Annotated in this window: 27 protein-coding genes, 1 pseudogene and 2 riboswitches; of the genes and pseudogenes, 15 read left to right on the top strand and 13 right to left on the bottom strand. The window is 71.7% G+C overall.

The features are described from left to right. The first annotated feature begins 170 nt into the window (after positions 1-170). Together ACH5HR_RS11160 and ACH5HR_RS11155 are read left to right on the top strand one after the other, a co-directional pair. Entirely contained in the window at positions 171-593 is a 423-nt protein-coding gene (locus ACH5HR_RS11160) for a MarR family winged helix-turn-helix transcriptional regulator (RefSeq protein ID WP_402374537.1), read from the top strand. Continuing rightward, a complete protein-coding gene (locus ACH5HR_RS11155; protein WP_416477869.1) occupies positions 590-1,888 on the top strand; it encodes an MFS transporter in 1,299 nt (432 codons plus the stop codon). The genes ACH5HR_RS11160 and ACH5HR_RS11155 overlap by 4 nt, the downstream gene beginning before the upstream one ends. A 56-nt stretch (positions 1,889-1,944) precedes the next feature. Here the strand turns inward: ACH5HR_RS11155 and ACH5HR_RS11150 are convergent, their stop codons facing one another. Together ACH5HR_RS11150 and serC are read right to left on the bottom strand one after the other, a co-directional pair. Further along, entirely contained in the window at positions 1,945-2,712 is a 768-nt protein-coding gene (locus tag ACH5HR_RS11150; RefSeq protein ID WP_402374320.1) for an MHYT domain-containing protein, read from the bottom strand. A 94-nt stretch (positions 2,713-2,806) separates the two neighbouring features. Next, positions 2,807-3,934, bottom strand: coding sequence for a phosphoserine transaminase (gene serC, locus ACH5HR_RS11145; RefSeq protein WP_416477868.1), 1,128 nt, complete (start codon positions 3,932-3,934; stop codon positions 2,807-2,809). 102 nt (positions 3,935-4,036) lie between these two features. On the opposite strand from serC, the gene ACH5HR_RS11140 reads away from it, so the two are divergent. The 5 genes from ACH5HR_RS11140 (at position 4,037) to ACH5HR_RS11120 (ending at position 9,273) form a co-directional block, all read left to right on the top strand. Continuing rightward, positions 4,037-4,735 carry an iron-dependent transcriptional repressor DtxR gene (locus tag ACH5HR_RS11140; RefSeq protein ID WP_402374324.1) on the top strand — a complete coding sequence of 233 codons (699 nt, stop codon included), beginning with the start codon at positions 4,037-4,039 and terminating at the stop codon, positions 4,733-4,735. A 187-nt stretch (positions 4,736-4,922) separates the two neighbouring features. Continuing rightward, positions 4,923-5,078, top strand: a riboswitch (cyclic di-AMP (ydaO/yuaA leader). 2 nt (positions 5,079-5,080) lie between these two features. Beyond that, positions 5,081-5,869: a C40 family peptidase gene (locus ACH5HR_RS11135; RefSeq protein WP_416477866.1), complete on the top strand. Its 789-nt coding sequence runs from the start codon at positions 5,081-5,083 to the stop codon at positions 5,867-5,869. Between the two features lie 261 nt (positions 5,870-6,130). Further along, positions 6,131-6,320: riboswitch (cyclic di-AMP (ydaO/yuaA leader) on the top strand. Then, on the top strand, positions 6,321-7,142 hold the full coding sequence (locus ACH5HR_RS11130) for a C40 family peptidase (RefSeq protein ID WP_416477864.1): 822 nt from the start codon (positions 6,321-6,323) through the stop codon (positions 7,140-7,142). 151 nt (positions 7,143-7,293) lie between these two features. Next, positions 7,294-8,235, top strand: coding sequence for a universal stress protein (locus ACH5HR_RS11125; protein ID WP_402374329.1), 942 nt, complete (start codon positions 7,294-7,296; stop codon positions 8,233-8,235). A 147-nt stretch (positions 8,236-8,382) separates the two neighbouring features. Further along, complete coding sequence (locus ACH5HR_RS11120) at positions 8,383-9,273, top strand: DUF559 domain-containing protein (RefSeq protein WP_416477862.1); 891 nt, start codon at positions 8,383-8,385, stop codon at positions 9,271-9,273. Positions 9,274-9,364: 91 nt separating this feature from the next. On the opposite strand, the gene ACH5HR_RS11115 is transcribed toward ACH5HR_RS11120, so the two are convergent. Beyond that, the gene (locus tag ACH5HR_RS11115) at positions 9,365-10,189 is read right to left on the bottom strand and encodes an ABC transporter permease (RefSeq protein ID WP_402374333.1); all 825 of its coding nucleotides are present in this window, start codon (positions 10,187-10,189) and stop codon (positions 9,365-9,367) included. Next, positions 10,186-11,208: an efflux ABC transporter ATPase subunit, DrrA-related gene (locus tag ACH5HR_RS11110; protein ID WP_402374335.1), complete on the bottom strand. Its 1,023-nt coding sequence runs from the start codon at positions 11,206-11,208 to the stop codon at positions 10,186-10,188. The genes ACH5HR_RS11115 and ACH5HR_RS11110 overlap by 4 nt, the downstream gene beginning before the upstream one ends. 125 nt (positions 11,209-11,333) lie before the next feature. Between ACH5HR_RS11110 and ACH5HR_RS11105 the strand changes: the two genes are divergently transcribed. Next, positions 11,334-12,770: a serine hydrolase domain-containing protein gene (locus tag ACH5HR_RS11105; protein ID WP_416477860.1), complete on the top strand. Its 1,437-nt coding sequence runs from the start codon at positions 11,334-11,336 to the stop codon at positions 12,768-12,770. A 44-nt stretch (positions 12,771-12,814) separates the two neighbouring features. Here ACH5HR_RS11105 and ACH5HR_RS11100 read toward each other — a convergent pair whose 3' ends face one another. Further along, entirely contained in the window at positions 12,815-13,570 is a 756-nt protein-coding gene (locus tag ACH5HR_RS11100) for a GntR family transcriptional regulator (protein ID WP_402374339.1), read from the bottom strand. Positions 13,571-13,817: 247 nt separating this feature from the next. On the opposite strand from ACH5HR_RS11100, the gene ACH5HR_RS11095 reads away from it, so the two are divergent. From ACH5HR_RS11095 to ACH5HR_RS11080, 4 genes are read left to right on the top strand one after another with little or no spacing between them, the layout of a single operon-like run. Continuing rightward, positions 13,818-14,762 (top strand): transporter substrate-binding domain-containing protein, encoded by a 945-nt coding sequence (locus ACH5HR_RS11095; RefSeq protein WP_402374341.1) that lies wholly within the window; start codon positions 13,818-13,820, stop codon positions 14,760-14,762. A gap of 3 nt (positions 14,763-14,765) precedes the next feature. Next, on the top strand, positions 14,766-15,515 hold the full coding sequence (gene ehuC / locus ACH5HR_RS11090; RefSeq protein WP_402374343.1) for an ectoine/hydroxyectoine ABC transporter permease subunit EhuC: 750 nt from the start codon (positions 14,766-14,768) through the stop codon (positions 15,513-15,515). Next, positions 15,512-16,156: an ectoine/hydroxyectoine ABC transporter permease subunit EhuD gene (ehuD, locus tag ACH5HR_RS11085; protein ID WP_402374345.1), complete on the top strand. Its 645-nt coding sequence runs from the start codon at positions 15,512-15,514 to the stop codon at positions 16,154-16,156. The genes ehuC and ehuD overlap by 4 nt, the downstream gene beginning before the upstream one ends. 28 nt (positions 16,157-16,184) lie before the next feature. Then, a complete protein-coding gene (locus ACH5HR_RS11080; protein ID WP_402374347.1) occupies positions 16,185-16,970 on the top strand; it encodes an amino acid ABC transporter ATP-binding protein in 786 nt (261 codons plus the stop codon). 205 nt (positions 16,971-17,175) lie between these two features. Here ACH5HR_RS11080 and ACH5HR_RS11075 read toward each other — a convergent pair whose 3' ends face one another. The 4 genes from ACH5HR_RS11075 to ACH5HR_RS11060 are packed head-to-tail and all read right to left on the bottom strand — an operon-like array spanning position 17,176 to position 20,286. Next, complete coding sequence (locus ACH5HR_RS11075; RefSeq protein WP_416477858.1) at positions 17,176-18,462, bottom strand: aspartate aminotransferase type Ic; 1,287 nt, start codon at positions 18,460-18,462, stop codon at positions 17,176-17,178. 10 nt (positions 18,463-18,472) lie between these two features. Beyond that, complete coding sequence (locus tag ACH5HR_RS11070; RefSeq protein ID WP_416477857.1) at positions 18,473-19,306, bottom strand: hypothetical protein; 834 nt, start codon at positions 19,304-19,306, stop codon at positions 18,473-18,475. 10 nt (positions 19,307-19,316) lie between these two features. Further along, positions 19,317-19,811, bottom strand: a complete 495-nt coding sequence (locus tag ACH5HR_RS11065) for an SRPBCC family protein (protein WP_416477856.1) — start codon at positions 19,809-19,811, stop codon at positions 19,317-19,319. A 7-nt stretch (positions 19,812-19,818) separates the two neighbouring features. Continuing rightward, a complete protein-coding gene (locus ACH5HR_RS11060) occupies positions 19,819-20,286 on the bottom strand; it encodes an OsmC family protein (RefSeq protein ID WP_416477855.1) in 468 nt (155 codons plus the stop codon). A gap of 87 nt (positions 20,287-20,373) precedes the next feature. Between ACH5HR_RS11060 and ACH5HR_RS11055 the strand changes: the two genes are divergently transcribed. After that, the gene (locus tag ACH5HR_RS11055) at positions 20,374-20,637 is read left to right on the top strand and encodes a hypothetical protein (protein ID WP_402374356.1); all 264 of its coding nucleotides are present in this window, start codon (positions 20,374-20,376) and stop codon (positions 20,635-20,637) included. A gap of 19 nt (positions 20,638-20,656) precedes the next feature. Here the strand turns inward: ACH5HR_RS11055 and ACH5HR_RS11050 are convergent, their stop codons facing one another. Beyond that, positions 20,657-21,247 (bottom strand): hypothetical protein, encoded by a 591-nt coding sequence (locus ACH5HR_RS11050; RefSeq protein WP_416477853.1) that lies wholly within the window; start codon positions 21,245-21,247, stop codon positions 20,657-20,659. Between the two features lie 69 nt (positions 21,248-21,316). Here ACH5HR_RS11050 and ACH5HR_RS11045 point away from each other — a divergent pair, with 69 nt between their 5' ends. Together ACH5HR_RS11045 and ACH5HR_RS11040 are read left to right on the top strand one after the other, a co-directional pair. Continuing rightward, the gene (locus ACH5HR_RS11045; RefSeq protein ID WP_416477852.1) at positions 21,317-22,183 is read left to right on the top strand and encodes a thymidylate synthase; all 867 of its coding nucleotides are present in this window, start codon (positions 21,317-21,319) and stop codon (positions 22,181-22,183) included. Continuing rightward, positions 22,095-22,673 (top strand): annotated as a pseudogene (locus tag ACH5HR_RS11040) (dihydrofolate reductase); the annotation flags it as partial. The gene ACH5HR_RS11045 and the pseudogene ACH5HR_RS11040, both read left to right, overlap by 89 nt. A 53-nt stretch (positions 22,674-22,726) precedes the next feature. Here ACH5HR_RS11040 and ACH5HR_RS11035 read toward each other — a convergent pair. The 3 genes from ACH5HR_RS11035 to ACH5HR_RS11025 all read right to left on the bottom strand — a co-directional run bounded on the left by ACH5HR_RS11035 (position 22,727) and on the right by ACH5HR_RS11025 (position 26,290). Then, positions 22,727-23,143 carry a DUF6463 family protein gene (locus ACH5HR_RS11035; protein WP_416477850.1) on the bottom strand — a complete coding sequence of 139 codons (417 nt, stop codon included), beginning with the start codon at positions 23,141-23,143 and terminating at the stop codon, positions 22,727-22,729. A 91-nt stretch (positions 23,144-23,234) separates the two neighbouring features. Then, positions 23,235-24,521 carry a glycoside hydrolase family 6 protein gene (locus tag ACH5HR_RS11030; protein WP_416477848.1) on the bottom strand — a complete coding sequence of 429 codons (1,287 nt, stop codon included), beginning with the start codon at positions 24,519-24,521 and terminating at the stop codon, positions 23,235-23,237. Between the two features lie 260 nt (positions 24,522-24,781). Then, positions 24,782-26,290: a xylulokinase gene (locus ACH5HR_RS11025; RefSeq protein WP_402374366.1), complete on the bottom strand. Its 1,509-nt coding sequence runs from the start codon at positions 26,288-26,290 to the stop codon at positions 24,782-24,784. Positions 26,291-26,401 lie beyond the last annotated feature (111 nt).

Below are 26,401 nucleotides of genomic sequence, written 5' to 3'. Positions count from 1 at the left end.
GGGGGGGCCGGGGGGTGGGGGGGGGGGGGGGGGGGGGGGGGGGGGCCCGGGGGGGGGGGGGCCCCCCCCCCCCCCCCCCCCCCCCCCCCCCCCCCCCGGGCGGGCTGTCTCTGACCGTGGCGGAACTCACAGGCCGTGTCGCCGGGTAATGACCTAGAGTAAGAACAGTGATGCACGATCCCGCCCAGCTCAGCAGCGACCTCCGTGTCGCCCTCACCCGCGCCGCCCGCCGCCTGCGTACCCAGCGCGGCGAGGCCGACCTGCCCGAAGGCCAGTTCGGCGTCCTCGCGGTCCTGAACCGGCACGGCGAGATGAGCCCCGGCGCCCTCGCCGAGCACGAGCGCGTCCGCCCGCCCGCCATGACCCGGGCTGTGACGGCGCTGGCCGCGCTCGGCCTCGTCGACAAGATCGACCACCCCACGGACAAGCGCCAGGTCGTGGTGCGCCTCACCGACGCCGGCCGCCACGAGATCGCCGAGACGCGCCGTCGTCGGGACGCCTGGCTCACCTGCCGCCTGGAGGAGCTCGACGCCGACGAGCGCGCCACCCTCGCGGCCGCCACCGAGATCCTCGTGAAGGTGGCGGCTGGATGAGCACCACCTTCTCCTCCCTGCGCTACCCCAACTACCGCCTCTGGTTCGGCGCCGCCCTCGTCGCGAACGTCGGCACCTGGATGCAGCGCGTCGCCCAGGACTGGCTGGTCCTCACCGACCTCACCGACGACTCCGGCGTGGCGCTCGGCATCACCACCGCCCTGCAGTTCCTGCCCCTGCTGCTGATCGGGCCGTGGGCGGGCCTCCTCGCCGACCGGTTGCCCCGCCGTCAGCTGCTGATGGCCACCCAGGGCGCGATGGGCCTGCTCGCCCTCGGCCTGGGCGCCCTCGTCCTGTCCGGGAACGCCCAGCTCTGGCAGGTGTACGCGTTCGCGCTCGGCCTCGGCATCGTCACCGCGTTCGACAACCCCGTGCGGCAGACCTTCGTCGCCGAGCTGGTGCCGCCCGAGCGACTCGCCAACGCCGTCGGGCTCAACTCCGCCTCCTTCAACGCCGCGCGCCTCGTGGGGCCGGGCGTCGCCGGGCTGCTCATCGCCGCCGTCGGGTCCGGATGGGTGTTCGTCATCAACGGCCTCACCTTCGTCGCGACGATCGTCGCCATCGCCCTCATGAAGGCCGAGGCGTCCTGGGCGCGCGAGCGCGCCCCGCGCGGCAAGGGCCAGATCCGCGAGGGTCTGCGGTACGTGCGGGGGCGCACCGACATCGTCGTGATCATGGTGGTGATGGCCGTCGTGTCCACGTTCGGGCTCAACTTCCAGCTCACCTCGGCGATGATGGCGCGCGTCGAGTTCGAGCGCGGCGCCGGCGAGTTCGGGCTGCTCGGCTCCGTGCTCGCGATCGGGTCGCTGACGGGGGCGCTGCTGGCGGCCCGGCGCGACCGCCCGCGCGTGCGGCTCGTGATCGGCGCTGCCTTCGCGTTCGCGATCGCGACGGCGGTGATGGCCCTCATGCCCACGTTCCCGTCGTTCGTGGTGGCCTGCATCCCCGTCGGGCTGGCGTCGCTGACCATGATGACCGCCGCCAACTCCACCATCCAGACCTCGACGGATCCGGCGATGCGCGGCCGCGTCATGTCGCTCTACATGATGGTGTTCCTGGGCGCGACGCCGATCGGGTCGCCGATCGTCGGGTGGGTCGGGGAGGCCTTCGGCCCGCGCTGGTCGATCCTCATCGGGTCGATCGCCACGCTCGTCGTCGCGCTCGGGGCGACGATCTGGGCCGTGCGCAACTGGCGGCTCAAGGTGCGGTACCGGCTGCTCCGCCGGCCCCACCTCGAGGTCGTCTACCTCGACCAGGCGCCCGCCGTCGAGCGCGACCACGCCCGCGCCGCCTGAGCAGACGGCGCGGGCGTGGTCGCGTCGCGGGCGGTGCGCCCGACGGCCGCGGCGGTTCAGCCCTGCGGGAGGGCGATGCGCTCGGCGAGCCGCTGCCGCTCGCGCATCTCTTCCTCCGTCGGCCACATGAGCACCACGAAGATCAGCGCGACGGTGGTGAGGAAGACCCCGCCGATCAAGGGCGCCAGCAGCTCGGTCGCCGACGTGCCCAGCGGCGCCTCGCCCATCGGGCCGGACATCTCCATCGCGGCCATGCCCGTGTAGTGCATGCCCGCCACCGCGGCCGCCATCACCAGCGCGGCGGCCGTCGACAGCAGCCAGCCCCGGACGTTGACGCACAGCCACAGTGCCGCGGTACCGGCGACGACGGCGATGACCAGCGACGCCGCCACGAGGACGCCGTTGTAGCTGACCTCGCCGCTCATCTGCATCGCGGCCATACCCATGTAGTGCATGCTGGCGACGCCGAGTCCCACCACGAGCCCGCCGCCGAGCAGGTAGACGATCCGGTCGCCGAAGAAGCCGACGATGAACAGGCCGATCGCCACGACGACCATCGCCAGCAGGGCGGACGCGATGGTCTGGGGGATGTCGTACTTGATCGGCATGCCGTGCACGGTGAACCCGAGCATCGCGATGAAGTGCATGACCCACACCCCGGTACCGCCGATCGCGACCGCGCCGATGGCGAGCCAGACGCTCTTGGCGGCCACTCCCGTCGCCGCGCGTGCCCGCGACGTCGCGGAGAGTCCCGTCAGGCAGCCGATGAACGAAGCAATGTAGCCCGCCAGTGGCGTCAGCATCCCGTATGTGAAGTGGTCCATCCCCGGCATCCTCTCTGACGCGTCACGCATGTCGTGTATGCGAGATATGTCGGGAAGGCTAGCAGGAGAGCGGGTGAAATTCTCGCTCAGTAGATCACGCGAGGCGGTCGACGAGATAATCTACGCAGTTGACCAGTGCCTCGACGTCGGACGGTTCCACCGCGGGGAACATCCCGACCCGGATCTGGTTGCGGCCCAGCTTGCGGTACGGGAAGACGTCGAGCACCCCGTTGTCCCGCAGGTGTCCGACGACGGCGCTCGCGTCGACCGCGGCGTCCAGGTCGATCGTCCCCACCACGGTGGACCGCTCCGCCGGATCTTCGACGAACGGGGTCGCCCAGTCGCGGGACCCCGCCCAGCCGTAGAGGATCTCGGCGGAGCGGGCGCAGCGCGCCGTCGACCACGCGAGCCCGCCCTGGCCGAGGATCCACTCGACCTGGTCGGCGAGCATCACGAGCGTGCCGACCGCCGGGGTGTTCAGCGTCTGGTCCTGCCGCGAGTTCGCCAGTGCCGTCGTCAGCGACAGGAACTCGGGCACCCAGCGGCCGCCGCCGGACGGCTCGACCTCGGCGGCCCGCTCGATCGCGGCCGGGCTGCACAGCGCGAGCCACAGGCCGCCGTCGGCCCCGAAGGCCTTCTGCGGGCCGAAGTAGTACACGTCCGTCTCACGGACATCCACGGGCAGGGCGCCCGCGCCCGACGTCGCGTCCGTCAGGAGGAGCTGGTCGCTCCCCGCCGGCCGGCGAACCGGCGCCATCGCACCCGTCGACGTCTCGTTGTGGGGAGAGGCATAGACGTCCACGGCGTCCGACGGCGCGAGGTACGCCACGCTCCCCGGTGCGGCCTCGACGACCTCCGGGTCGGCCAGGAACGGTGCACGGCGCGTCGAAGCCGCGAACTTGGCGCCGAACTCGCCGAACGTCGCGTGTTGGGCCCGCTCACGGACGAGAGACGCCGTCGCCACCTCCCAGAACGCCGTCGACCCCCCGTTGCCCAGCACGACCTCGTAGCCGTCGGGAAGGTCGAAGAGGTCCGCGAGGCCCGCGCGCACCCGGCGGACCAGGTCCTTCACGGCAGGCTGCCGGTGCGAGGTGCCGAGCACGGGCCGGGCCGGGTCCCCGGCCGCACCCAGAGCCATGACCTGAGCCGTGCGAACCTTCGACGGACCGGAGCCGAACCGGCCGTCCGACGGCAGCAGCGACGAGGGGATCTGCAGGGTCATATGGGCTCCGTGGCTCGTGGTGTGTCCGTTCGCACGTGCGAGGACGTTCGAACGGTGACGTGTGCGAATAGACTAGGCCCGGGCCTCAAGACGGGAGTGGACGTGACCGACCTGATCGACACCACCGAGATGTACCTCAAGACGATCTACGAGCTCGGTGAGGAGGGCATCACGCCGCTCCGTGCACGGATCGCGGAGCGCCTCGGTCACTCGGGGCCCACGGTCTCGCAGACGATCGCGCGGATGGAGCGGGACGGCCTGGTGATCGTCACGGGCGACCGTCACCTCGAGCTCACGGACGACGGCAGGTCGAAGGCGACCCGCGTCATGCGCAAGCACCGGCTGGCGGAGCGGCTCCTCACCGACGTCATCAAGCTGGACTGGGAGCACGTCCACAACGAGGCGTGCCGCTGGGAGCACGTCATGAGCGACCTCGTCGAACGGCGCCTCGTCACACTCCTCGACCACCCGCACCACGACCCCTACGGCAACCCGATCCCGGGACTGTCCGAGCTGGGCGAGCAGTACGAGGACGTGCCGTTCCTCGACGGCGTGCAGTCCCTGCCGACCTTCCTGCGGGGCGGCTCCGACGAGGTGACGGTCGTGCTGCAGCGCATCGCCGAGCCCGTCCAGGTCGACGACGAGTTCCTCGCACGGCTGGCGAAGGTCGGGCTGCTGCCTGGCACGCGCGTCCAGGCGAGAGCGATCGGCGACTACTACGCCGTGCAGGCCTCGGGCGCCGACGAGGGCCTCGAGCTGCCCGAGGACCTCGCCAAGCACCTGTTCGTCGCGGCGCGCTGAGCGCGTTCCGGGCGGCGTCTCCCCGGTGCTGCGGAAGGCGGGTCCAGGTGCTGCGCGGAGGCCGTCCACAGGGTCGTGATCGGAACGTGACATCGCCAGCCGGTTCGGGTACGGTCGGACACGCTTGCGGGAGATTCCTCCGGCGAGTACCGGGACGGACGCCTAACCCTGCCGCCGTCCTGGTTTCCACGAATGACCGCTGGCAGGAGCGGGGGACCCACTTTCGGGCACCGGAGACGGTGTCCTTGGGGTGAAGTCGTCGAGAGCGCGAGTTCTCGGTGGCCGGGTGTTTTCTCCCACCCGAACCCGACAGCTGACCTCGTAGGCGACAAGGAGAGGTTGAACGTGACTGCTCGCACCACGCGTGGCAAGCACCGTGCCGCACGCCGTCCCGTGCTGGCTGCGCCGTCCGCGGCTGCTGGCCGTCGGGCCGCCGTCGTGGCCACCGCTGGTGGCCTGCTCGTCTCGACCATCGGTGGCGCCACCGCAGCACAGGCCGCTCCGGTCGACAACGACGCGGCCAACAAGCTCAGCACCGTCGACCTCGGCGCGCTGACCGACCAGGCTCGGACGGCCCTCGAGGCGGCCCCTGTGGTCACCGTCGACGCCGACGCCAAGATGTCCGTCGAGAAGGTCACCCCCAAGATCGCCAAGGCCGCCGAGATCAAGGCGGCACCGGAGCCGGAGCCGGAGCCCGTCCGCGAGGTCGCCCCGTCCCGTTCGGGTGAGCGCACCGCCGTCGACACGAGCAGCAGCGAGTCGTCCTCCTCCTCCACCCAGGCCGCCGCACCGGCCTCGGCCAACGGCTCGTCCATCATCTCCATCGCTTCGCGCTACGTGGGTGTCCCGTACGTCTCCGGCGGCACGTCGCCGTCCGGGTTCGACTGCTCGGGCTTCACGCAGTACGTGTTCGCGCAGGCCGGCGTCTCGCTGCCGCGCGGTTCGTCGGACCAGCGCTACGCGGGCACCGTCGTCTCGCGCTCCGCCGCGCAGCCGGGCGACCTCATCTGGTCCCCGGGCCACATCGCCATCTACGCCGGCGGCAACACGCAGATCGACGCGCCGCGTCCCGGCAAGACGATCCAGTTCCGCAACATCTGGCAGTCGAACCCCACGTTCATCCGCGTGGGCTGACGCTTCCACGACACCGACGAGGCCCCGCCGCGCACCTGCGCGGCGGGGCCTCTTGGTGTCTCGGGGCGGGAAGGGCCGCTGAGCGTCCGGGGCCGCGCGGACGGGGAACTGTCCGGGCGGCGTGATCACGGGCTTCAGCGGGGCGTCCAGCGGGTCCGGGAGGCCTCCAGCGGGCTGCGTCACGGATCACCGTGACCTAAACGTGACATGGCCGCCGAGATCCGCTACGGTTTCCACGTCCGGTCGAGAACTCTTCCGGATCCTGACCGGACGCCGAGTCCTGCCACCGGTCAGGGACCAAGACCGCCGGCAGGAGCGGGGGACCCACTTTCGGGCACCGGAGACGGTGTCCTTGGGGTGAAGTCGTCGAGAACGAGAGTTCTCGGTGGCCGGGTGATTTCTCCCACCCGAACCCGACAGCTGACCTCGTAGGCGACAGGAGAGGGAACACGTGAACGCACCTACCAGGACGCGCGGCAAGCACCGTGCCGCACGCCGCCCGATGCTCGCCGCTCCGTCTGCGGCTGCCGGTCGTCGTGCCGCCGTCGTCGCCACTGCTGGTGGTCTGCTCGTCTCGACCATCGGTGGCGCCACTGCGGCGCAGGCCGCTCCGGTCGACAACGACGCGGCCAAGAAGCTCAGCACGGTCGACCTCGGCGCGCTGACCGACCAGGCTCGTACCGCCCTCGAGTCGGCTCCGGTCGTCACCGTGGACGCCGGGGCCAAGATGTCCGTCGAGAAGGTGACCCCGAAGGTCGCCAAGGCGGCCGAGATCAAGGCGGCACCCGAGCCCGAGCCGGAGCCCGTCCGCGAGGTCGCTCCCTCCCGGTCGGCCGAGCGCACCGCCGTCGACTCCAGCACGACGAGCGCCGACACCTCGGCTGCGAGCACTGAGTCCGCAGCGGCCCCCGCCGCGGACGGCTCGCGCGGCTCGCAGGTCGCCTCGATCGCCGCCCGGTACATCGGCACCAAGTACGTGGTCGGTGGCGCCTCGCCGTCCGGGTTCGACTGCTCGGGCCTGGTGACCTACGCCTACGCCCAGGTCGGCGTGACGTCGCTGCCGCGTTCGTCCAGCCAGATGCGTAGCTCGTCCGCCACCACCGTGGTGTCGCGCGCCGAGGCGCAGCCCGGTGACCTCATCTGGTCGCCCGGTCACATCTCGATCTACATCGGCAACGGCCAGCAGATCGAGGCCACGCGTCCGGGCGGGTGGACGGTCCGCCAGTCCGGCATCTGGCAGTCCAGCCCGGTGTTCCTCCGGGTCACCGGCTGAGGCTTCCTCTCCAGCATCACCGACGCCCCGACGTTCCCTGCGAACGTCGGGGCGTCGTGCTTCCCTTTGCTACACCTTGCGGGCGTCTTTCGATATCCTTGAACTAAGGTGGCTCCGGACGGTGAGGTCCGGACATGACGGGAGGCGCGACATGACACGTCCAGAGGTCGTCCTGGTGGGCGTCGACGGCTCGACCGCGAGCCTGCACGCCCTGGACTGGGCCGCGGCGTACGCCCAGCGGGTCGGATGGGGGCTGCACATCGTGTGCAGCTACTCGCTGCCCTCCTTCACGGCGGCGTCGCTCGACGGCGGATACGCGGCACTCGACGACACGGCGATCGCCGAAGGTGCCAAGGCAGTGCTCGCGGAGGCCGAGGCGCGGGTCGCACCGCTCGGCGTCCCGGTGCAGGGCACGGTCGCCACGGGGGACGCGGCGGGTGTGCTCGTCGAGATGTCGTCCGAGCACTCGCTCGCCGTGGTGGGCACCCGCGGCCGTGGCGGTTTCACGGAGCGTCTGCTCGGCACCGTGTCGTCGGCGCTGCCGGCGCACGCGCACTGCCCGACGGTCGTGGTCCCGCACCGTGAGGGTGCCGACGACCCGCGGCGCCGCGACGGTGACACCGTCCACGAGGTCAGCCGGATCGTCGTCGGCGTCGACGGTTCGCCGACGTCCGAGGTCGCACTGCGGTACGCCGTCGACCAGGCGAAGTCGTGGGATGCCGAGCTGGTCGCAGTCGCCGGCGTGCCGCTCGGGTCGGGCGCCGGGGTGCTCGCCTGGCTGCCGTCCCAGATCGATCACGAGCAGGTGCTCGCGGACGTGGAGGCGGGGCTGGACGTGATCGTCGACCAGATCCAGGCGGAGCATCCGGGCCTCACGATCAAGCGCCACGTGCTGGACGGGTCGGGGGCCGAGCTGCTCACCGAGTTCTCGTCGGCGGCCGACCTCGTCGTGGTCGGCTCACGAGGGCGTGGCGGCTTCCGCGGGCTGCTCCTCGGCTCGACCAGCCAGGCGGTGCTGCACCACTCCCAGTGCCCGGTGCTGGTCGTCACCCGTCGCTGCGACGAAGAGATGCAGGCCGACCCCGCCGCCTGACCCCCGTGATGTTGTGGGCGCGATTTCTGGCCTGATATGCCCCTTTTGGGGGCATCCACGGCCCAGAAATCGCGCCCACAATCGATGGTCGCCCGGGGCTGTGGATAGGCGACCTCGCCGAGGTGCCCGTTCTGGCACGGTCGGTGCATGTCGACGCCCGATCACAGAGCCGCCTCGCCCTTCTCCGTGCGATCAGCGATCGGCCGCGGTACCTCCGCCGAATCGCTGCGTATCGGCGACTCCTTGGCGGCTCCCTTTCACGGCGTCCGTGTCCCGGGCCCGCAGCACCAGGACTTCCTCACCCGCTGCCGCGCCCTCGCGACCGTGCTGGACGACTCCGTCGCCTTCAGCCACGGGACGGCACTGCGCCTGCTCGGCGTCGACGTGCCCTGGACGATCGCCCAGGACGACGCGCTGCACGTCATCTCGTCGAACCCTGCGGAACGTGCCCAGAGGCCCGGGGTCGTGGCACACCGGAGCAGGCAGGAGAGCCTCGACGTCGTGGACGTCGGCGGGTTGCGCGTGACGGCGCCGGCGCAGACCTTCGTCCATGTCGGTGTCGGTCTGCGACTCCCGGACGATGTCGTGGTGCTCGGTGACTCGTTCCTCCGGCGCAAGTGGATGCTCACCTCGGTGGCGGAGCTACAGCGCAAGGCCGAGGCGACCCGAAAGGTGAAGGGCATCGCGCAGGTGCGCGACCAGCTCTCGCGGGTCCGGCCGGGCACGGACTCGGTCATGGAGACGCGCACGCGTCTGCTTCTGACCGGTGCCGGCTTGCCGTGTCCCGTCGTGAACGAGGTGGTTCGTCTCGCCGACGGGACGTACGTGAAGCGGTGCGACCTGCTCTATCCGGCACAGAGGGTGGTCATCGAGTACGACGGTGACCAGCATCGGACCGACAAGGAGCAGTGGCGAGATGACGTCCGCCGTCGCCGGTGGCTCGAGGAGATCGGGCACACCGTGATCGTCGCGGTGGCCGACGATATCGTCCGGGACGGGACGAGACTGGTGGGACGCACCCGCCAGGCGCTGCGGTAGCCGTTGTGGGCGCGATTTCTGGGGCATAAATGCCCCCAAAGACGGCAATTCGGGCCAGAAATCGCGCCCACAACGAACCGAGAGGCGGGGGTCAGTGGCGGTTGCGGTAGAGGTACATCGTGATCGGGGCGAACACCGCGGTCATCACGACGGCGGAGATCAGCACCGTCGTCACGTCGCCCCAACCCGCCGAACCGGCCATGAGACCACGGACGGCCGTGACCAGGTGGGACACCGGGTTGAGGTCCACGAAGGTCTGCAGCCCCGAGGGCATCGTCGACGGATCCACGAAGATGTTCGACGCGAACGTCAGCGGCATGAGGACCATCATCGACACGCCCATCACCGCGTTCGGCGTGCGCAGCAGCAGACCGAGGATCGTGAAGATCCAGCTCAGCGCGAAGGCGAAGACCAGCAGCAGCGCCACGCCGGCGACCACGCCGAGCACGCCGCCGTCCGGCCGGAACCCGATGATCAGCCCCAGCCCGATGCACATCACCGAGGCGATCGTGTACCGGACGGTGTCACCCAGCAGCGCCCCGACGATCGGGGCGGGCCGCCAGATCGGCAGCGACCGGAACCGGTCGAACACGCCCTTCGTGATGTCCGTGTTGAGCGTGTAGCCGGTGTACACGGTCACGATGATGATCGTCTGCACCAGGATGCCCGGCAGCAGGAACTGGATGTAGGCGTCCGTGGACCCCGCGATCGCCCCACCGAACAGGTAGGTGAACATGAGGGTGAAGATGACGGGCGAGACCAGCACGTCGAAGAGCTGCTCCGGCACGTGCTTGATCTTCAGCAGCGCCCGCCATCCGAAGGTCAGCGACGTCGCCACCGCCGAGGGCCGCGCAGGCCGGTCGTCCAGCGCCACGGCCTCGCGCAGGGTCGTCGTGCTGATGTCGACGGCGCTCATCGGGCCACCTCCTGCTCGACGGCTGCGCCGTCGCTCGTCTCGTCCGCCGGCAACGGTTCGCCGGTCAGTGTCAGGAACACCTCGTCCAGGCTGGGCTGCCCGAGGGAGAACTCCGGGACGGCGATCCCGGCCTCGCCGAGCGCGGGCAGGAGCTGCGCCACGAGGTGTGCGCCGTCGTCGGGCACCCGCGCGCTGAGGGCGTACGGGTCGGTGGGCAGCGTCGGTTCGGTCCCGAGCATCCGCTGGACGACGGCGGCCGCCTCGGCGCGCTGCGTGGCGTCGGCCAGGCGGATCTCGACCGCGCCCTGGCCGACCGACCGCTTGAGCTCGGTGGACGTGCCCTCGGCGATGAGCCTGCCGTGGTCGATGACGCCGATCCGGTCGGCGAGCTGGTCCGCCTCCTCGAGGTACTGCGTCGTGAGCAGCACCGTGGCGCCGTCGTCGACGAGCACTCGCACGATGTCCCACACCTGGTTGCGGGAGCGCGGGTCGAGTCCGGTGGTCGGTTCGTCGAGGAACAGCACGCGTGGGGAGAGCACGAGCGACGCCGCGAGGTCGATGCGCCGACGCATGCCGCCCGAGTACGTCTTGACCTGTCGCGACCCGGCGTCGGTGAGGCTGAACGCTTCGAGCAGGTTCGCCACGCGCTGCGTGGCTGCCCGCCCGCGGAACCCGAACAGGCGGGCGAGCATGAGCAGGTTCTCGGTGCCCGTCAGGTCCTCGTCGACGGACGCGTACTGGCCGGTGAGCCCGACGGCGCTGCGCACGGCGTCGGCATCGTGCACGACGTCGTGGCCCAGCACGCGGGCGGACCCGCCGTCGGGACGCAGCAGGGTGGCCAGCATCCGCACGACGGTCGTCTTGCCGGCGCCGTTGGGGCCGAGCAGGCCGAAGACGCTCCCCGTCGGGATCGTCAGGTCGACGCCGTCGACGGCCTTGGTGGTCTTCTTCCCGGAGGTGAAGTGTTTGACGAGCCCTGTCGCCTCGACGGCGAGACGCGGGTCGGTGTTCTCAGTCATCTCAAGGTCTCCTTGGTGGGCTCATCCTCACGGTAGAACCTACGACCGGGCACCGACAGGGAATTCATCGCTCGGCGGACGACGGTCCGGTGGCCGGCCCGGAGGGCTCCAGTACAGTGCCGCGCATGCCCCACACGCGCGTCGACCGCCTCGACCCTGCCTACCTCCACCACTGGGTCGCGACCCAGGCCGGCATCGCCCGGACGCCCGGGGTGCAGTACGCCGTGCTCGCCGGCGGCGACGTGGTGCTCGACGGTGCGTGGGGCGTCACCGACCTGACCTCCGGCACGCCGCTGCGCGGCGACCACGTCTTCCGCGTCGCGTCGCACTCCAAGACGTTCACCGCCACCGTCGTCGCGCGCCTCGTCGAGCGCGGTGCGATGCGCCTCGACGACCCGTTGGACGCGTACGTCCCCGAGCTCGGCGGATCACGGGTGGGCGAGGTGACGGTCCGGGAGGCGCTCGGGCACACCGGCGGCGTGCGCAGGGACGGCCAGGACGCGGACTTCTGGCAGCTCGCGGCGCCCTTCCCGGACCGCGCCCACCTGCTGGACGCGGTCCTGACCAGCGGTGACGTCATCGGACGGGGTGAGGCGTTCAAGTACTCCAACCTGGCCTACGGGCTGCTCGGGCTCGCGGTCGAGGCGGTGACCGGCACCCCTTACCCCGAGCACGTGCGTACCGACCTCCTCGAGCCGCTCGGCCTGGCCGACACCTCGCCGGAGCTCGGTGAGGGCGAGGACCGGCGTGCCGTCGTCGGCCACTCGGCCCCTGTGCTCGCCGAGCCCGGCCTGCCCGCACGGTTCGCCGACGGGCGGTTGCCCGTGGCCGCCGCGACCACCGGTGCGCTCGCTGCCGCTACCGGATTCTGCTCCACGGCGCGCGACCTGGTCCGTTGGGCGGCGGCGCACTGCGACGGGTCCGACCTGCTGACCCCGGCGATGCGGCGACTTCTGCACCGTGCCGAGTCGGTGGTGGACCTGCCCGGGGCGCCGCGCCGTGAGTACGGGCTCGGCTTCGAGGCGCGCGAGATCGCCGGCCGACGGGTGGTGGGGCACTCGGGAGGGTTCCCCGGGCAGATCACGCGCACCTGGTTCGACCCGGAGCGTGGGATCGCCGTCGCCGTCCTGACGAACGCGGTCGACGGCCCGGCCGACCAGATCGCGGCCGGCCTGTTCTCCCTGGTCAGCAAGGCCGTGGCCGACGACGGCGGAGCGGCTCGGGGCGGGGACGCTGCGGTCGCGCACGGCGACCTCGACCGGTGGACCGGCTGCTACGCGAACCTGTGGGGGATGGTCGACGTGGCGCGCCTCGGGGACCGGTTGTGGCTGATCGACCCGCGCAAGGCCGACCCGTTCGTCGGCGCGGAGGAGCTGACGGTGGAGGGGCCGGTGCTGCGGCCGGCGGTCCACGACGGGTTCGGCCCGGTGGGTGAGGCGATCGAGGTGTTGCGGGACGATGCGGGCGAGGCGGTCGCCGTCGTCGTCGGCGGCATGACGTCGTGGCGTGCCGCGGACTACGAGCGTGAGCGCCGCGCGCAGGCGGTGCCGCTCACGCGCTGACCGTCGGGGTTGTGGGCGCCCACAACGCTCCGCGGGCTAGCGGGCTAGCGGTCGAGGGGCTCGAGGCGGGGAGCCGGCAGGGGGCGCGGCTCCTCCAGGATCTGGACGCCCGCCGTGTCGGGCGCGAGCAGGCGCATGACGGCGTCGTCGAGGTTCGCCCGGATCGCGGCCTCCAGGCCGTCGGCGTCGCGCGCCTCGAGGTGCTCCACGAGCGGGGCGTGCGAGCGGGCGGCGTCCGTACGCACCGTGTACTCCTCGCTCACCGTGAAGCTGGCGATGCGCACCTCGACGATGAGCGTGCTCATCCATTGCTGCAGCCAAGCATTGCCGCTCGCGGCCACCAGCTCCCAGTGCACCGCGAGGTCGGCCGCCCCGACGCGCAAGGCGTCGTGAGCGGCCTCGGCGCGCACGAGCGCGTCGTGCGCCGACCGCACGGCGGCGACCTGCCGATCGCTCGCGCGTTCGACGGCGAGGCGTGCGGCCGTCGTCTCGACCATCGTCCTCGCGGAGTAGAGCGGGCGGATGCCGTCACGACCGATGGTGCGCACGGACATCCCGCGACCGGGAGTGGCCACGACGATCCCCTCCGCGACGAGCCGCTGGGCCGCCTCCCGGAAGGCACCCCGGCTCACGCCGAGCTGGCGTGCCATCTCGATCTCCCGCAGTCCCGACCCCACGCGCAGCCCTCCCGAGTAGATCGCGTTGCGCAGCTCGACCGCGATCAGGTCGACCGTCGAGGGACGGGTCACGGGTGAGAGGGCGGGGGCGGTACCGAACGCAGGGTGAGACGCCGAGGGCATCTGGGCTCCTTCCAAGGTCACGACCCGACAACGATCACAGGTCCTGGACGTCGCCGGGGCATGTCGTGGCACAGATCCGGCCGCAGGTAGCGGCGGTTTCTTGCCGATTGTGCGAGTGTAGGACACTCGGACAGCCCGATGTGCAGATTGTCGGGACGTCCGTATCGCCGCTACCGTGGCGATCCGTCCACACATCTCAGTCCCGAGCGACTGCCGCAGGCGCCGGGGCCACGGAAGGGAGACTCCCGTGCAGTCCATCAGGACCACGAATCGCCGCCGCGCTCTGTTGGCGGCTGGTTCCGTTCTTGCTCTCACGGCACTCACCGCCTGCTCCAGCACCGACGGCGGAGGCTCCGGAGGCAACGGCGACGAGGGCGGCGACTCGACTCTCGCCCAGCTCCAGGAGGCCGGCTCGATCACGGTCGGCTTCGCCGGCGAGGAGCCGTACAGCTTCGAGGACGACTCCGGCGAGCTCACCGGCGCCGCGGTCGCACTCAACGAGGCCGTCTACTCCGAGCTCGGCATCGACACCGTCGAGGGCACGCTCACCGAGTGGGGCTCGCTCATCCCGAACCTTACGGCCGGCCGTGTCGACTCGATCAGCGCCGGCATGTCGATCCTGCCCGAGCGGTGCGAGCAGGCCGCCTTCAGCGAGCCCGAGATCATGTACACCACCGCGTTCCTCGTCCCCGAGGGCAACCCGGACGGACTGAGCGACTGGCAGTCCGTCGAGGGCACCGACCTTGAGATCGCCGTGATGTCCGGGGCCATCGAGGCCGGGTACGCCGAGGAGACCGACGTCAGCACGCTCGAGGTGGGCAGCCCGCAGGACGGTCTGGACGCCGTCGACTCCGGTCGTGCCGACGCCTTCGCGCTGACCGGCATCTCGCTGCGCGCCCTCGCCGAGAACACTGACGCCGCCGTGGAGGCGACCGAGGCGTTCACCGCCGTCATCGATGGTGTCGCGCAGGTCGGTGCGGGTTCCACGGTGTTCCGCCAGGAGGACACCGAGCTGCTCGCGGCCTACAACGAGCAGGCCGCCACGATCATCGGCGACCCGGACCGGTACGCCGAGGTGCTCGGCGAGTTCGGGTTCACCGAGGCCGAGCGTCCCCCGGAGGGTCTGACGGCCGAGATGCTCTGCGAGGGTGACCTCGAGGCCATCAACGACGAGCTGGGGCTGGGCTCCTGACCTGTGTCCGATGACATCCAGACACTGATCGACCGGCTGCCTCGTCTCGGCGAGGCAGTCGTCGTCACCCTGGAGCTGACGATCGGTGGCGCCATCCTCGCCGCGATCGTGGCTCTGCTCCTCGGCTTCGGCTCGCGCACCCGGTCCCTCTGGGTGCGCGGGCCGTCCCGCGTGGTGGTCGAGTTCTTCCGCGGCACGTCGCTGGTCGTCCAGCTCTTCTGGATCTACTACGTGCTGCCGGCGTTCGGCTACGAGATGCAGGCGCTGGCTGTGGGAATCGTCGCGCTGGGGCTCAACTACGGCGCCTACGGCTCCGAGGTGGTGCGTGGATCGATCGCCTCCGTCCCGAAAGGGCAGTGGGAGGCGACGACGGCGCTCAACATGAGCTGGTTCCACAAGGTGCGGCGAGTGATCTTCCCGCAGGCGTGGGCGCTGATGATCCCCATGTTGACGAACCTCCTGATCCAGCTGCTCAAGGGCTCTGCGCTCGCGGCCTACATCACGCTGCACGACGTCAACTACTGGACGGACCAGCTCCGGCGGGCGACCAACGACGTGTTCTTCAGCTACACGGCGGGTCTGCTCGTCTACTTCGCGATCGCCTACCTGCTGACGTGGGGTATGAACTGGCTCGAGGAGCGCGCCAAGCGACGTCTGGGACGAGGCACGAAGAAGCCGTCGTTGCGTGAGGCGCTCCGGGTCAAGCCGGACGTTGGCTCCGAATCGATCACAGCGAGGGGGTCAGCGGTATGAACGACTCGATCTGGCGCTGGGACCGCGCCTGGGAAGTTCTGCCGCATCTCCTCGAGGGTCTGCAGATCACGGTGCTCGCCACCGTGGTCGGCATGGCCATCGCTGCCGTCCTCGGCTTCTTCATCGCTCTGGCCATGCGGACGCCCAGCCGATGGCTCAAGGCCCCGCTGCGGCTGCTGGTGGACTTCGTCCGGATGACGCCGATCCCGGTGCAGCTGACCTTCATCTGGCTGGCGTTCCCGACGATCCCGACGCTGGCGGTCGGGTTCAGCGTGCTCGGCGTGCACTACGCGACCTACATGTCCGAGGTGTACCGCGCGGGTATCGAGGCGGTGCCGAAGGGGCAGTGGGAGGCGGCGACGGCGCTGAACATGGCTCCGGGCCGCACCTGGCGCGCGGTGATCCTGCCGCAGGCCATCCGCAACACCCTGCCGGGGCTCGGGAACTACGCGATCTCGATGTTCAAGGAGACACCGTTCCTCTTCGTGATCGGCATCGTGGAGATGTTCACCGAGGCGCAGAGCTTCGGTGCCAACACCTTCTCGTACATCGAGCCGATCACGATGGTCGGGGTGCTCTTCCTCTTGATCAGCTACCCGACCTCGCTCCTGGTGCGCAGGATGGAGATCCGCCTTGCCTGACTCGACTCGATCCACAGGAAGCCAGACCATGACCACATCCACGGGTGAGACGCCCGCCATCGAGTTCCGCGACGTCACCAAGCGCTTCGGTGACAACGTCGTGCTGGACGGACTGAACTTTTCCGTCCCGCAGGGACAGCGGATCACGCTGATCGGGCCGTCGGGATCAGGCAAGACGACGATCCTGCGTCTGCTCATGACGCTCGAGGAGCTCAGCGGCGGGCTCATCCTCATCGACGGTGACCCCTACACCCACGAGTACAAGGGTGAGAAGTGGGTCAAGGTCCCGGAGAAGCGTCGCCGTGTGGTGCGCAACCGGGTCGGGATGGTGTTCCAGCAGTTCAACCTGTTCCCGAACATGTCGGTGCTCGAGAACATCATCGAGTCACCGGTCCACGTCCTCGGCAAGTCCAAGGACGAGGCCGTCGCCGACGCCGAGCGCCTGCTCGACAAGGTCGGCATGAGCGAGAAGCGGGACTTCAACACCAACGAGCTCTCCGGTGGTCAGCAGCAGCGCGTGGCGATCGCCCGTGCGCTGGCGATGGATCCGGAGATCCTGCTGCTCGACGAGGTCACCTCTGCCCTGGACCCGGAGATCGTCGCCGACGTCCTCGGCGTCCTGAAGGAGATCGCGGACACCACGGACATCACGATGCTCCTCGTCACGCACGAGATGCAGTTCGCGCGCGAGGTCTCCGACCGCGTGCTGATGTTCGACAAGGGTCAGATCGTCGAGGAGACGGACCCCGAGACGATGTTCACGAACCCGTCGCACCCGCGCACCCAGGAGTTCCTCAAGGCCGTGCTCGGCTGAGGGCCTGCACCGCGCCGACGAAGGCCCGTACCGCCCCCTGCAAGAGGGCGGTACGGGCCTTCGTCGTCCCGAGTCCTCACGTTGTGGGCGCGAAATCTGGGCCCGAGAACGGCCTATAACGGACGAAACAGGCCAGATATCGCGCCCACAACGTGCGGGGCGCCCACAACGTGCGGGGCGCCCACAACGTGTGGGGCGCGCGGCGTCAGGCGGCGGCCTGCTCGGCCGCCGCGAGCAGCATGCACGTCGCGACGCCGTCCATCGCCACCCGGACCTCGTCCAGCGGGGGCATCGACGGCGCGAGCCGGATGTTCCGGTTCTCCGGGTCCCGTCCGTAGGGGAACGTCGCGCCTGCGGGAGTCAGCTTGATCCCCGCCGCACCGGCCAGCTCCACGACCCGCGACGCCGTCCCCGGCACCACGTCGACGGAGACGAAGTAGCCGCCGTCCGGGTCCGTCCAGGTCGCGACGTCCGTGTCCGCGAGGCGCTCGGTGAGGATCGAGACGACGGCGGAGAACTTCGGCGCCAGGATCTCGCGGTGCTTGGCCATGTGGGCGCGAACCCCGGCGGCGTCACCGAAGAACTGCGCGTGGCGGAGCTGGTTGACCTTGTCCGGCCCGATGGACCGGATCGACAGGTGCTCGGTGAACCATGCGACGTTGGCCGGCGACGACGCCAGGAACGACACGCCCGCGCCCGCGAACGTCACCTTGGACGTCGAGGCGAACATGAGCACGCGGTCGGGGCTTCCTGCCTCTGCGGCCAGCTCGATCGCGTTCGCCGTCTTGGTCTCGTGCTCGGTCAGGTGGTGCACCGCGTAGGCGTTGTCCCAGAAGATGCGGAAGTCACCGGCCGCGGCGGGCATCGAGACGAGGCGCCGCGCGACCGCCTCGGAGATCACCGAGCCGTCCGGGTTCGCATACGTGGGCACCGCCCACAAGCCCTTGACCGAGGGGTCGTCGGCGACGAGCTCGGCGACGGCCTCGGCGTCCGGGCCGTCGGGCGTCATGGGGACCGTCACCATGCGGATGCCGAGCTCCTCGCAGATCGCGAAGTGCCGGTCGTACCCGGGCACCGGGCAGATGAACGTGATCGGCCCGTCGCCGGACCAGGGCCCGGAACCTCCCGGCGCGCCGAACAGCATCGCCTGGACCACGCAGTCGTACATGATGCGCAGCGACGCGTTGTCCTGGGCGAGGAGCTGGTCGGTGGGGACGCCGAGGAGCTCGGCGAAGATCTCGCGCAGCTCGGGCAGGCCCGCGAGCCCGCCGTAGTTGCGCACGTCCGTGCCGGACGCTGAGGTGTGGTTCCCCTCGCCGGGCAGCGACAGCAGCGCCTCGGAGAGATCGAGCTGTTCGGCCGAGGGCTTGCCGCGGGTCAGGTCGAGACTCAGCCCTCGCGCCTGCAGCGCGGCGTACTGCTCGCGCAGCTCCGGCAGGCGGGCGGCGAGCGCGGGGTCGACGGCGGTTGCTTGGTCGGGTGAGGTACTCACGGCTCCGAGACTACGCGTCCGGGCGGGCGCCGTCGTCGTCGGAGATGTCCGAACCTCGCCGCCGGAATCGGCGGAAACGCACAGCCGAGGGCTTGCCGCGCTCACCCTCCTCGAGTGCCGGCGGGGCGTTCTCGACGACGCGGGGGAAGTGCCCCGGCGGCACGCCGAACGCCGACCGGGACTGGGAGACGACCCCGTGCCCGAGCGCCCGCCCGCCCGCGTACCCGACGACGGCGCCGACGCCGAACGGGATCATCCGTCCCAGCGCCAACGTGCCCTGCTTGGCGAGCTGCCGCTTGAGGAACCGGTGCGTGAGCACCCGGTTGACACGCTTGATCGCCGTCTGCGGCATGGACGTGAGCAGGACCTTGCCCCAGGCGAGCTGCGACCCCTCCGCGGCGCGCTGCACGTCGCGGGCGCCGGCGTCACCGAGCACCGTCGCCAGGAGCAGCGCGCGCCGCCGGGAGACGTCGTCGATCGGGATGCCGTGCACGTCAGCGACGGCGAGGGAGAACGCCGCCGACGTCGCGAAGAACGTCGCGATGTCGCTGGTGGTCAGGACGGCGGCAGCCGTCGTACCGACCGCGGGAGCGGCGGCCGCGGCACCCACCGCGCCACCCGTCGTGGCGACCACCGTGAGGTACTCGCGCTCCAGGATCTGGACGACGCGCGCGGGATCGGCCTCCGGGTTGCGGCGGCGCACCACGTCGACGTGCTTGTGGATCGCCGCCGACGGGATGGTCACCGCCTTGTCGAGGAGCGAGTCCAGCAGGGGAGTGGGGCGGTACCGGGTCCAGGACTCGACCTCGCGCCCGCCCTCCGGGGTGACGTCCGACGTGCTCACGCCTGCGACTCTACCCGCGGCCCCGCGAGCAGACCTCGCGGCTGAACCGCCACAGCGTGACGGCCAGCATCGCTCGCAGGAAGAGCCCGACCGCGCGCTCGTTCGCCCGCCGCGGCCACGGCCCGACGAGGCGCACCTCCTCCCACCACACGACGCGTGAGCGGCCCGCGTCCACCGGGACGACGTCGAGTCCGGCGGTGCCGCTCAGGGCCGGCCCGTCCTTGCGCACCACGTTGCGCCCGACGGTCCCCTCCGCCGTCGACGGCGCGACATGCTGCAGGGTGGTCATCCGGTCGACGAACCCGGCTCGGCCGCGCCGTGCGCCCGGTCCGCTCACCATGGTGAACCCGACGCCCGGCGCCGGTGCCGCCGTCGGCCCGTCGTAGCGCGTCAGCGGGATCCAGCGCGGGTGGTGGCGCGGGTCCGACACCCGGGCGAACGCGGCCTCGGCGTCCAGCGGCACCAGCCGGGACACCTCGACGCGGTACGCCGGACGGGTGGTCACGGGACCGTCAGGCCGGCGGGGCGAACTGTGCCGGGGGGACCTCGGCGCCGGCCTTGAGCGTGCGGCCCACGGTGCAGGCGCGGTCGATGGACCGCTGAGCGAGCAGGAGGGTCTTCTCGCGGGTCTTGTCGTCCAGCTCGGAGAGGTCGATCTCGAACTTCTCCGTCAGCACGGGGTACCGGTCGTCGGCCATGTCCTTGGCGTCCTCGACCCGGATGGTCGCCTCGTAGTCGTCACCGAGCACGCGCGAGAACTTGGTGTCGCTGGCCATGCCGGCGCACGCCGCGAGCGCGATCTTCAGCAGCTCGCCCGGGGTGAAGACGGCGCCCTCGGAGGCCGGCCCGATCTCTACGCTGGCACCGCGCGCGGTGTGCCCGCGGTAGGTGCGGGTACCGGTGCGCTCGACCCACAGCGGGTCGGTCGGGGAGGGGGTCACGGCGGCGGGTGCGTCGGCGGCGGTCGTCTCGTCGGTCATGGGTCGATCCTCGCACCGCAGACACATCTGGCGCGACGGCGTCCGTCACACCGCGCGAGAGGCGTCGGACGGTGCTTGGATCGAAGGATGAGCACCCGGGACAAGTCCGACTTCGGGTCGGGCAAGATCCTGCCGGACGAGCTGCCCGACGGCGGGACGACCGGCAGCGAGAGCGACGACGGCTCCGTGCACCCCGAGCGCCCGGGGGCCGTCGGGCCGGACGTCCGTGCCGCGGAGCGGTCCGCCGCGGTGGAGCACGGCGCCCACCTCCGTCGTGACGGGACGGACGCCGTGCCCGACGAGCCGGTCGACGCACCGCACGCCGCGCGGCACGCGCGGCCGTCGGAGTAGCGTCCGGCCCGCGACGAGGTCAGCGCTGCAGCAGCTCCCGGGCGTGCGCGACGGCGGCGACCCGGTGCGCCCGGGACGGCCACGCCTGCGCGGAGTCCGACGTCGGCACGAGCTGCAGCCGGGCCGAGGCGTCCCGGACCGTCAGGGCGTCCAGCACCCGCCGGCCGGAGCCCACCGTGCCGGTCGCGACCGGGGCGGGCAGCGTCACCCACCATCGCGGGGCGTCGTCGCCACGGACCCACAGCTCGACCCGGTCGGTGAGGATCGCGTAGACCACATGCTCCCGGTCCGGGCAGTCGGGCGGCAGGCCGCGCGTCCCCGCCCGGAGGCTGCGGGCCTCGGCCGTCAGTGCCGCCGTCGGGCGCCCGACGAACAGCGGGGAGCCGGGTCGGTACCGCGCCACCCGTGCGACCTGGCTGCGCACGCGCGCCGAGACGACGGCGAACCACACGGCCACCGCGACCGCGGCCACGACCAGCACCAGCGCGAGACCGGAGATCACGCCCGGCTCGCCGATCCGGCGCCCGACCCGTGCGGAGTACAGCAGCACGACGAGCACGCTGACGACGGCGGCGAGCCCGCCGGTGGTCGCGAGTCGTCGGGGGCTCATGGCGTCACGGTACCGGCGGGCCGGTCAGCCTCCAGCACCCCGGCGCCGAGCGTCCGTAGACTCGTCCGCATGACCGCCCCTGACTTCACGGACGCCACCGCCGCGCCGACGTCCGCGGGTGAGCCCGCGCCGTCGGGCACCGTGCCGACCCCGTACGAGGACCTTCTCCGCGACGTCCTGGAGCACGGCACGCGCAAGGACGATCGCACCGGGACGGGCACGCGCAGCGTGTTCGGGCGGCAGATCCGCTACGACCTCGAGGCCGGCTTCCCGCTCATCACCACCAAGCGCGTGCACCTGAAGTCGATCGCGTACGAGCTGCTGTGGTTCCTGCGCGGCGACTCGAACGTCCGGTGGCTGCAGGAGCACGGTGTGTCCATCTGGGACGAGTGGGCCGACGCCGGGGGCGAGCTCGGCCCCGTCTACGGCGTGCAGTGGCGCTCGTGGCCGACGCCGGACGGCCGGCACGTGGACCAGATCGCGCGCGTCGTCGAGCAGCTGCGCACCAACCCCGACTCGCGGCGGCACATCGTCTCGGCGTGGAACGTCGCCGAGATCGAGAACATGGCGCTGCCGCCGTGCCACGTCATGTTCCAGTTCTACGTGGCGGACGGCCGGTTGAGCTGCCAGCTCTACCAGCGCTCGGCCGACCTGTTCCTCGGCGTGCCCTTCAACATCGCCTCGTACGCGCTGCTGACGCACATGGTGGCGGCACAGACCGGGCTCGCGGTCGGCGACTTCGTATGGACCGGCGGCGACTGCCACATCTACGACAACCACGTGGAGCAGGTGACCACGCAGCTCGCGCGCGACCCCTACCCGTACCCGCGGCTGCGGCTCGCGCCCCGTGCGTCGATCCTCGACTACACCTACGAGGACATCGAGGTGGTCGGCTACCAGCACCATCCCGGCATCAAGGCACCTGTTGCGGTCTGAGGGTCCGGGGGCCGAGGGATCGCGGTCCGAGAGATCGCGCGGCGGGCGTGGTGTGGTCGGGCTGATCTGGGCGCAGGCCCGTGACGCCGCGGGCCGACCGGTCATCGGTGCGGGCGGAGCCATCCCGTGGCACGTCCCGGAGGACTTCGCGCACTTCAAGCGCACGACGGCGGGGCACCCGGTCGTCATGGGCAGGCTCACCTGGGAGTCGCTGCCGGCCAGGGTCCGGCCGCTGCCCGGACGCACCAACGTGGTGGTGACCCGGCAACCCGGATGGTCCGACGACGGTGCGGTGGTCGCGTCGTCGCTGCCCGCCGCGCTGGACATCGCGCGCGAGGCGGCCGGTGGCGACGAGGTGTGGGTCATGGGTGGCGGGCAGGTCTACGCGGAGGCGGTCGCGCTCGCGGACGTCTGCATGGTCACGGAGGTCGACCTCGAGGTGGCGGGGGACGCGTTCGCACCGGTGCTCGACCCGGCCGAGTGGTCGCCGGCCGCAGGTGCGTCGACACGCTGGATGACGTCGTCGGGCACCGCCGGGCTGCGCTACCGGATCCGCACCTGGCGGCGGCGGGTCGCGAGCCGCGCCCGCACGTCGGCAGCGACCAGCAGGGCAGCGGGCACGAGCGCGAGGCTGAAGCCGCTCGCCGGGCCGATCAGGACGAGGCAGAGGACGACCCAGCCGAGGAGCGACCAGCCGACATAGGCAGGGAGCCGGTCACCCCTGTTCGCCGCACGGACGACCAGGAGACCGAGAACCAGCACGACCACGGCGAACCCACCGGGCTGCGCCCAGAAGGCCGCCACCGACTCGGCGCTCGCCGTGCGGTCGCGCAGGTTGCCGGCGAGCCAGCCGCTCCAGTGGGACGTGGTGGTGACGACGGCGTGCAGCACCGCGATGACGATCATGAGGATGCCGGCGGTGCGGGTCAGGCCCGCACCAGTGCTCTTCGTCTGTTCCATACCGTCAGCGTGGCGCCCCGGGCCGAGGGAGTGATCCCCCGGCCCGGGCAACCGGGTCCCCCGCGCGGGGGACCCGGTTCACCGGGGACGATCACCAGGAGGCGTTCTCCGCCATCTCGAGGGCGATCTCCTGCCACCAGGCACCGGCGGCCGGGCCGCCGTTGCAGCTGCCGTCCGACTCGCCGGGCAGCTTGACCCAGAGCAGGGCGTCGAGCGCCGTGCCGTCGTCGACGGTGCGCGGCTGCTCACCCAGCGCGCGGCCGCGTGGGTTGCACCACTCGCCGTTGGAGCCGTTGCCGTTGCGCGACGTGTCGATGACGTAGGAGGCACCACCGGTGAGCGCCGAGATCTGCTCGCCGTAGGCCTGCTCGGCGGCCGTCGGGTTGTAGTTCGACGTGTTGAGGGCGAACCCGACCGCGTGGTCGAACCCGATCTGGTTGAGGCGGTCTGCGGCGTCTCCGGGGCTCAGCCAGCCGGAGTGCCCGGCGTCGATGTAGACGCGGCCGCCCGCGGCCGTGAGCTGCTCGGCGGCGTACTGCAGGAGACCGACGCGGTCGCCCTGGCCGTCGCAGTCACCGAGCTGGGCCAGAGCGTCCGGCTCCAGGACGATGAAGGGGTTGCCCTGGATCCCGGCGGCGACCTCGTCGATCCACTGGGCGTACTCGCTCTCCTCGACGCCACCGCCCGAGTGGTTGCCGCAGTCGCGGCCGGGGATGGCGTAGACCGCGAGCATCGCCGTCGTCCCGTCAGCCGCCGCGCGGCCGGTGTAGTCGGCGACGGCGGCGCGCTCCGTCTCGGCGTCGTTCCAGTTGCCGACCCAGTACGCCTGCGGCGTCAGGGCGATCTTGGCGAGCAGGTCCTTGTCGCTGCCGCTCGCCGCCTCCCATGCCGCGTACGCCTGCGTGTCCGGGTCGACGTAGAGGTCACCGGACGGCGCGGGCGTGGGGTCCGGGTCCGGGTCGGGCTCGGGGTCCGTCGGGTCGGGCTCGGGCTCCGGGTCGGGCTCGCCGACGTCGCCGGTGCAGGACACCCCGTTGAGGGTGAAGTCGCTCGGGACGGGGTTGTCGCCGGACCAGGTGCCGATGAACCCGAAGCTCGCGGAGGCGTCGGCGGCGAGGGCCGAGTTCCAGTCGACGCCCGAGGCCTCGACGGTGCTGCCGGACTGGGACACCTCGGCGTTCCACGCCTGGTTCACCGACTGCCCGGAGGCGGCCGTCCAGCCGAGCTGCCACGCGGAGATCGGGTCGCCGAGGTTGGTCACCGTGACGTCGGCCTGGAAGCCGCCCGACCACTCGTTGGTGACGCGGTAGTCCACCGAGCAGCCCTCGGCTGCCGCGGCGCTGGTCGCGGTGGCTACACCGACGGCGCCGGTGGCCATCAGGCCGGCCGAGGCGAGAAGAGCTGTCCAGCGGGTTCGTCGTCGTACCTGCTGCATTCCGGACTCCGATCTGGAGGAAGTGGACGGTTCGGGACGGCGGCCACGTTAGTCGTGGGCCGGGGAGCGGTCACCGGGCTAAACGATTAGGTCGAATCGTTCCGACGATGGCCGCCGGGCAGCGCGACGGCCCGGGAGGATCGCTCCTCCCGGGCCGTCCGGCGCTGGTGCCGGCACCGTGGACGGACGCCGGCGTGCGGTCGTCACACCAGGTCGCGGACGGCGGCGTACTGCTCGCGCACCACCGGGCGCGGGTCCGCGTCGAGCGTGGCGGTGACCGACGTCGACCACGACGGGGCCGACGCGGACGGGTCAGACGCGGCCGCGAGCACCCATGCCGCCTGCCGCGCGGCGCCGTCGGCCACGTACTCGCCGGCCGCGGGGATCGAGATCGGAACGCCGAAGACCTGCGGCGCGATCTCCTGGACCGCCGGCGACTGGGCGGCACCACCGATGAGCATGACGCGCTCGACGGGTACGCCCTGTGCCCGCAGGGCGTCGAGCCCGTCGGCCAGCCCGCACAGCATCCCCTCGACGTACGCACGGGCCAGGTGCTCGCGCGTCGAGCTCTTGAGGCGGACGCCGTGCAGCGTGCCGGTCGCATCGGGACGGTTGGGCGTGCGCTCGCCCTCGAGATAGGGCACCAGCACCAGGCCGTCGGCCCCGGGCGGTGCGGACAGGGCGAGACGCGCGAGACCGTCGAAGTCGGTGTCCAGCACGGTGCGGGCGGCGTCGAGCACCCGCGCGGCGTTCAGCGTCACCGCGAGCATGAGGGCGTTGCCGGTGGCGTCGGCGAACCCGTTGATCGCGCCCGAGCCGTCGGCGGTGCGGCGCGGTGCGACGGCGGAGACGACGCCGGAGGTGCCGATCGAGATCGCGATGTCGCCCGGACCCATGCCCAGGCCGAGCGAGGCGCCCGCGTTGTCGCCCGCGCCGGGACCCAGCAGGGCACCGCCGTCGACCGCGGAGCCCGCCACGGTTGGGTGGGCGACGCCGCCGGACTCGGAGGGTGCGAGGACGCGCGGCAGCACGACGTCGTCGCGGCCGAACCCGAGGGCGAGCAGGTCGCGCCGGTACGCGCCCGGCCCGTCGGGAGTGCCGTCGTCGGCCGCGGCCTCGGCGTCGTAGTAGCCGGTCCCGGAGGCGTCGGACCGGTCGGTGAAGAGGCGGTCGAGCTGCGGGCCGAGGGGCGCCGACGGGTCGCCGGCCGGTCCGTAGCCGGCGATGCGCCAGCTCAGCCAGTCGTGAGGGAGCGCGACGGCGGCGACGCGGGCGGCGTTGTCGGGCTCGGCGTCGCGCAGCCAGCGCAGCTTCGTGATGGTGAGCGAGGCGACGAGGACCGATCCGGTGGCATCCGCCCAGCGCTGGGCACCGGCATCACGATCGCCCTCGCCGAGCTCACGGATGAGGTCCTCGGCAGCCGGGGCGGACCGGGTGTCGTTCCACAGCAGGGCGTCGCGGACCACGTTCCCCTCGGCGTCGAGGGCGACCATGCCGTGCTGCTGGCCGCCGACGGCGATCGCGGCCACGTCGTCGAGCCCACCGGCCGCGCGGGCCGCCTCGGTGAAGGCCGTCCACCAGTGGTCGGGGTGGACCTCCGTGCCGTCCGGGTGCTGGGCCGAGCCGGAACGCACCAGGGCGCCGGTCTCGGCGTCGCGCACGACGATCTTGCAGGACTGCGTGGAGGTGTCCACGCCTGCCACGAGGGGCATCTTCGCTCCTTGGTTGGTTCAGTCGACGGGTGTTGTGGGGGGGGGGGGGGGGGGGGGGGGCCCCCCCCCCCCGGCCCCCCCCCGCCCCCCCCCCCCCCCCCCCCCCCCCGC

It is taken from the genome of Isoptericola maris (genome assembly GCF_048065335.1).
GTDB classification, from domain to species: Bacteria; Actinomycetota; Actinomycetes; order Actinomycetales; family Cellulomonadaceae; genus Isoptericola; species Isoptericola rhizosphaerae.
The sequence above is the reverse complement of the archived record's forward strand: the minus strand, read 5'-3'. Positions and strand labels throughout refer to the sequence as shown.

Bases quoted from the DNA above. Each gene is read 5' to 3' on its own strand.
- ACH5HR_RS11160 (WP_402374537.1), top strand. From the start codon at position 171: ATGCACGATCCCGCCCAGCTCAGCAGCGACCTCCGTGTCGCCCTCACC.
- ACH5HR_RS11155 (WP_416477869.1), top strand. From the start codon at position 590: ATGAGCACCACCTTCTCCTCCCTGCGCTACCCCAACTACCGCCTCTGG.
- ACH5HR_RS11150 (WP_402374320.1), bottom strand. From the start codon at position 2,712: ATGGACCACTTCACATACGGGATGCTGACGCCACTGGCGGGCTACATT.
- serC (WP_416477868.1), bottom strand. From the start codon at position 3,934: ATGACCCTGCAGATCCCCTCGTCGCTGCTGCCGTCGGACGGCCGGTTC.
- ACH5HR_RS11125 (WP_402374329.1), top strand. From the start codon at position 7,294: ATGACACGTCCAGAGGTCGTCCTGGTGGGCGTCGACGGCTCGACCGCG.
- ACH5HR_RS11120 (WP_416477862.1), top strand. From the start codon at position 8,383: ATGTCGACGCCCGATCACAGAGCCGCCTCGCCCTTCTCCGTGCGATCA.
- ACH5HR_RS11115 (WP_402374333.1), bottom strand. From the start codon at position 10,189: ATGAGCGCCGTCGACATCAGCACGACGACCCTGCGCGAGGCCGTGGCG.
- ACH5HR_RS11110 (WP_402374335.1), bottom strand. From the start codon at position 11,208: ATGACTGAGAACACCGACCCGCGTCTCGCCGTCGAGGCGACAGGGCTC.
- ACH5HR_RS11105 (WP_416477860.1), top strand. From the start codon at position 11,334: ATGCCCCACACGCGCGTCGACCGCCTCGACCCTGCCTACCTCCACCAC.
- ACH5HR_RS11100 (WP_402374339.1), bottom strand. From the start codon at position 13,570: ATGCCCTCGGCGTCTCACCCTGCGTTCGGTACCGCCCCCGCCCTCTCA.
- ehuD (WP_402374345.1), top strand. From the start codon at position 15,512: ATGAACGACTCGATCTGGCGCTGGGACCGCGCCTGGGAAGTTCTGCCG.
- ACH5HR_RS11080 (WP_402374347.1), top strand. From the start codon at position 16,185: ATGACCACATCCACGGGTGAGACGCCCGCCATCGAGTTCCGCGACGTC.
- ACH5HR_RS11060 (WP_416477855.1), bottom strand. From the start codon at position 20,286: ATGACCGACGAGACGACCGCCGCCGACGCACCCGCCGCCGTGACCCCC.
- ACH5HR_RS11055 (WP_402374356.1), top strand. From the start codon at position 20,374: ATGAGCACCCGGGACAAGTCCGACTTCGGGTCGGGCAAGATCCTGCCG.
- ACH5HR_RS11050 (WP_416477853.1), bottom strand. From the start codon at position 21,247: ATGAGCCCCCGACGACTCGCGACCACCGGCGGGCTCGCCGCCGTCGTC.
- ACH5HR_RS11045 (WP_416477852.1), top strand. From the start codon at position 21,317: ATGACCGCCCCTGACTTCACGGACGCCACCGCCGCGCCGACGTCCGCG.
- ACH5HR_RS11035 (WP_416477850.1), bottom strand. From the start codon at position 23,143: ATGGAACAGACGAAGAGCACTGGTGCGGGCCTGACCCGCACCGCCGGC.
- ACH5HR_RS11030 (WP_416477848.1), bottom strand. From the start codon at position 24,521: ATGGCCACCGGCGCCGTCGGTGTAGCCACCGCGACCAGCGCCGCGGCA.
- ACH5HR_RS11025 (WP_402374366.1), bottom strand. From the start codon at position 26,290: ATGCCCCTCGTGGCAGGCGTGGACACCTCCACGCAGTCCTGCAAGATC.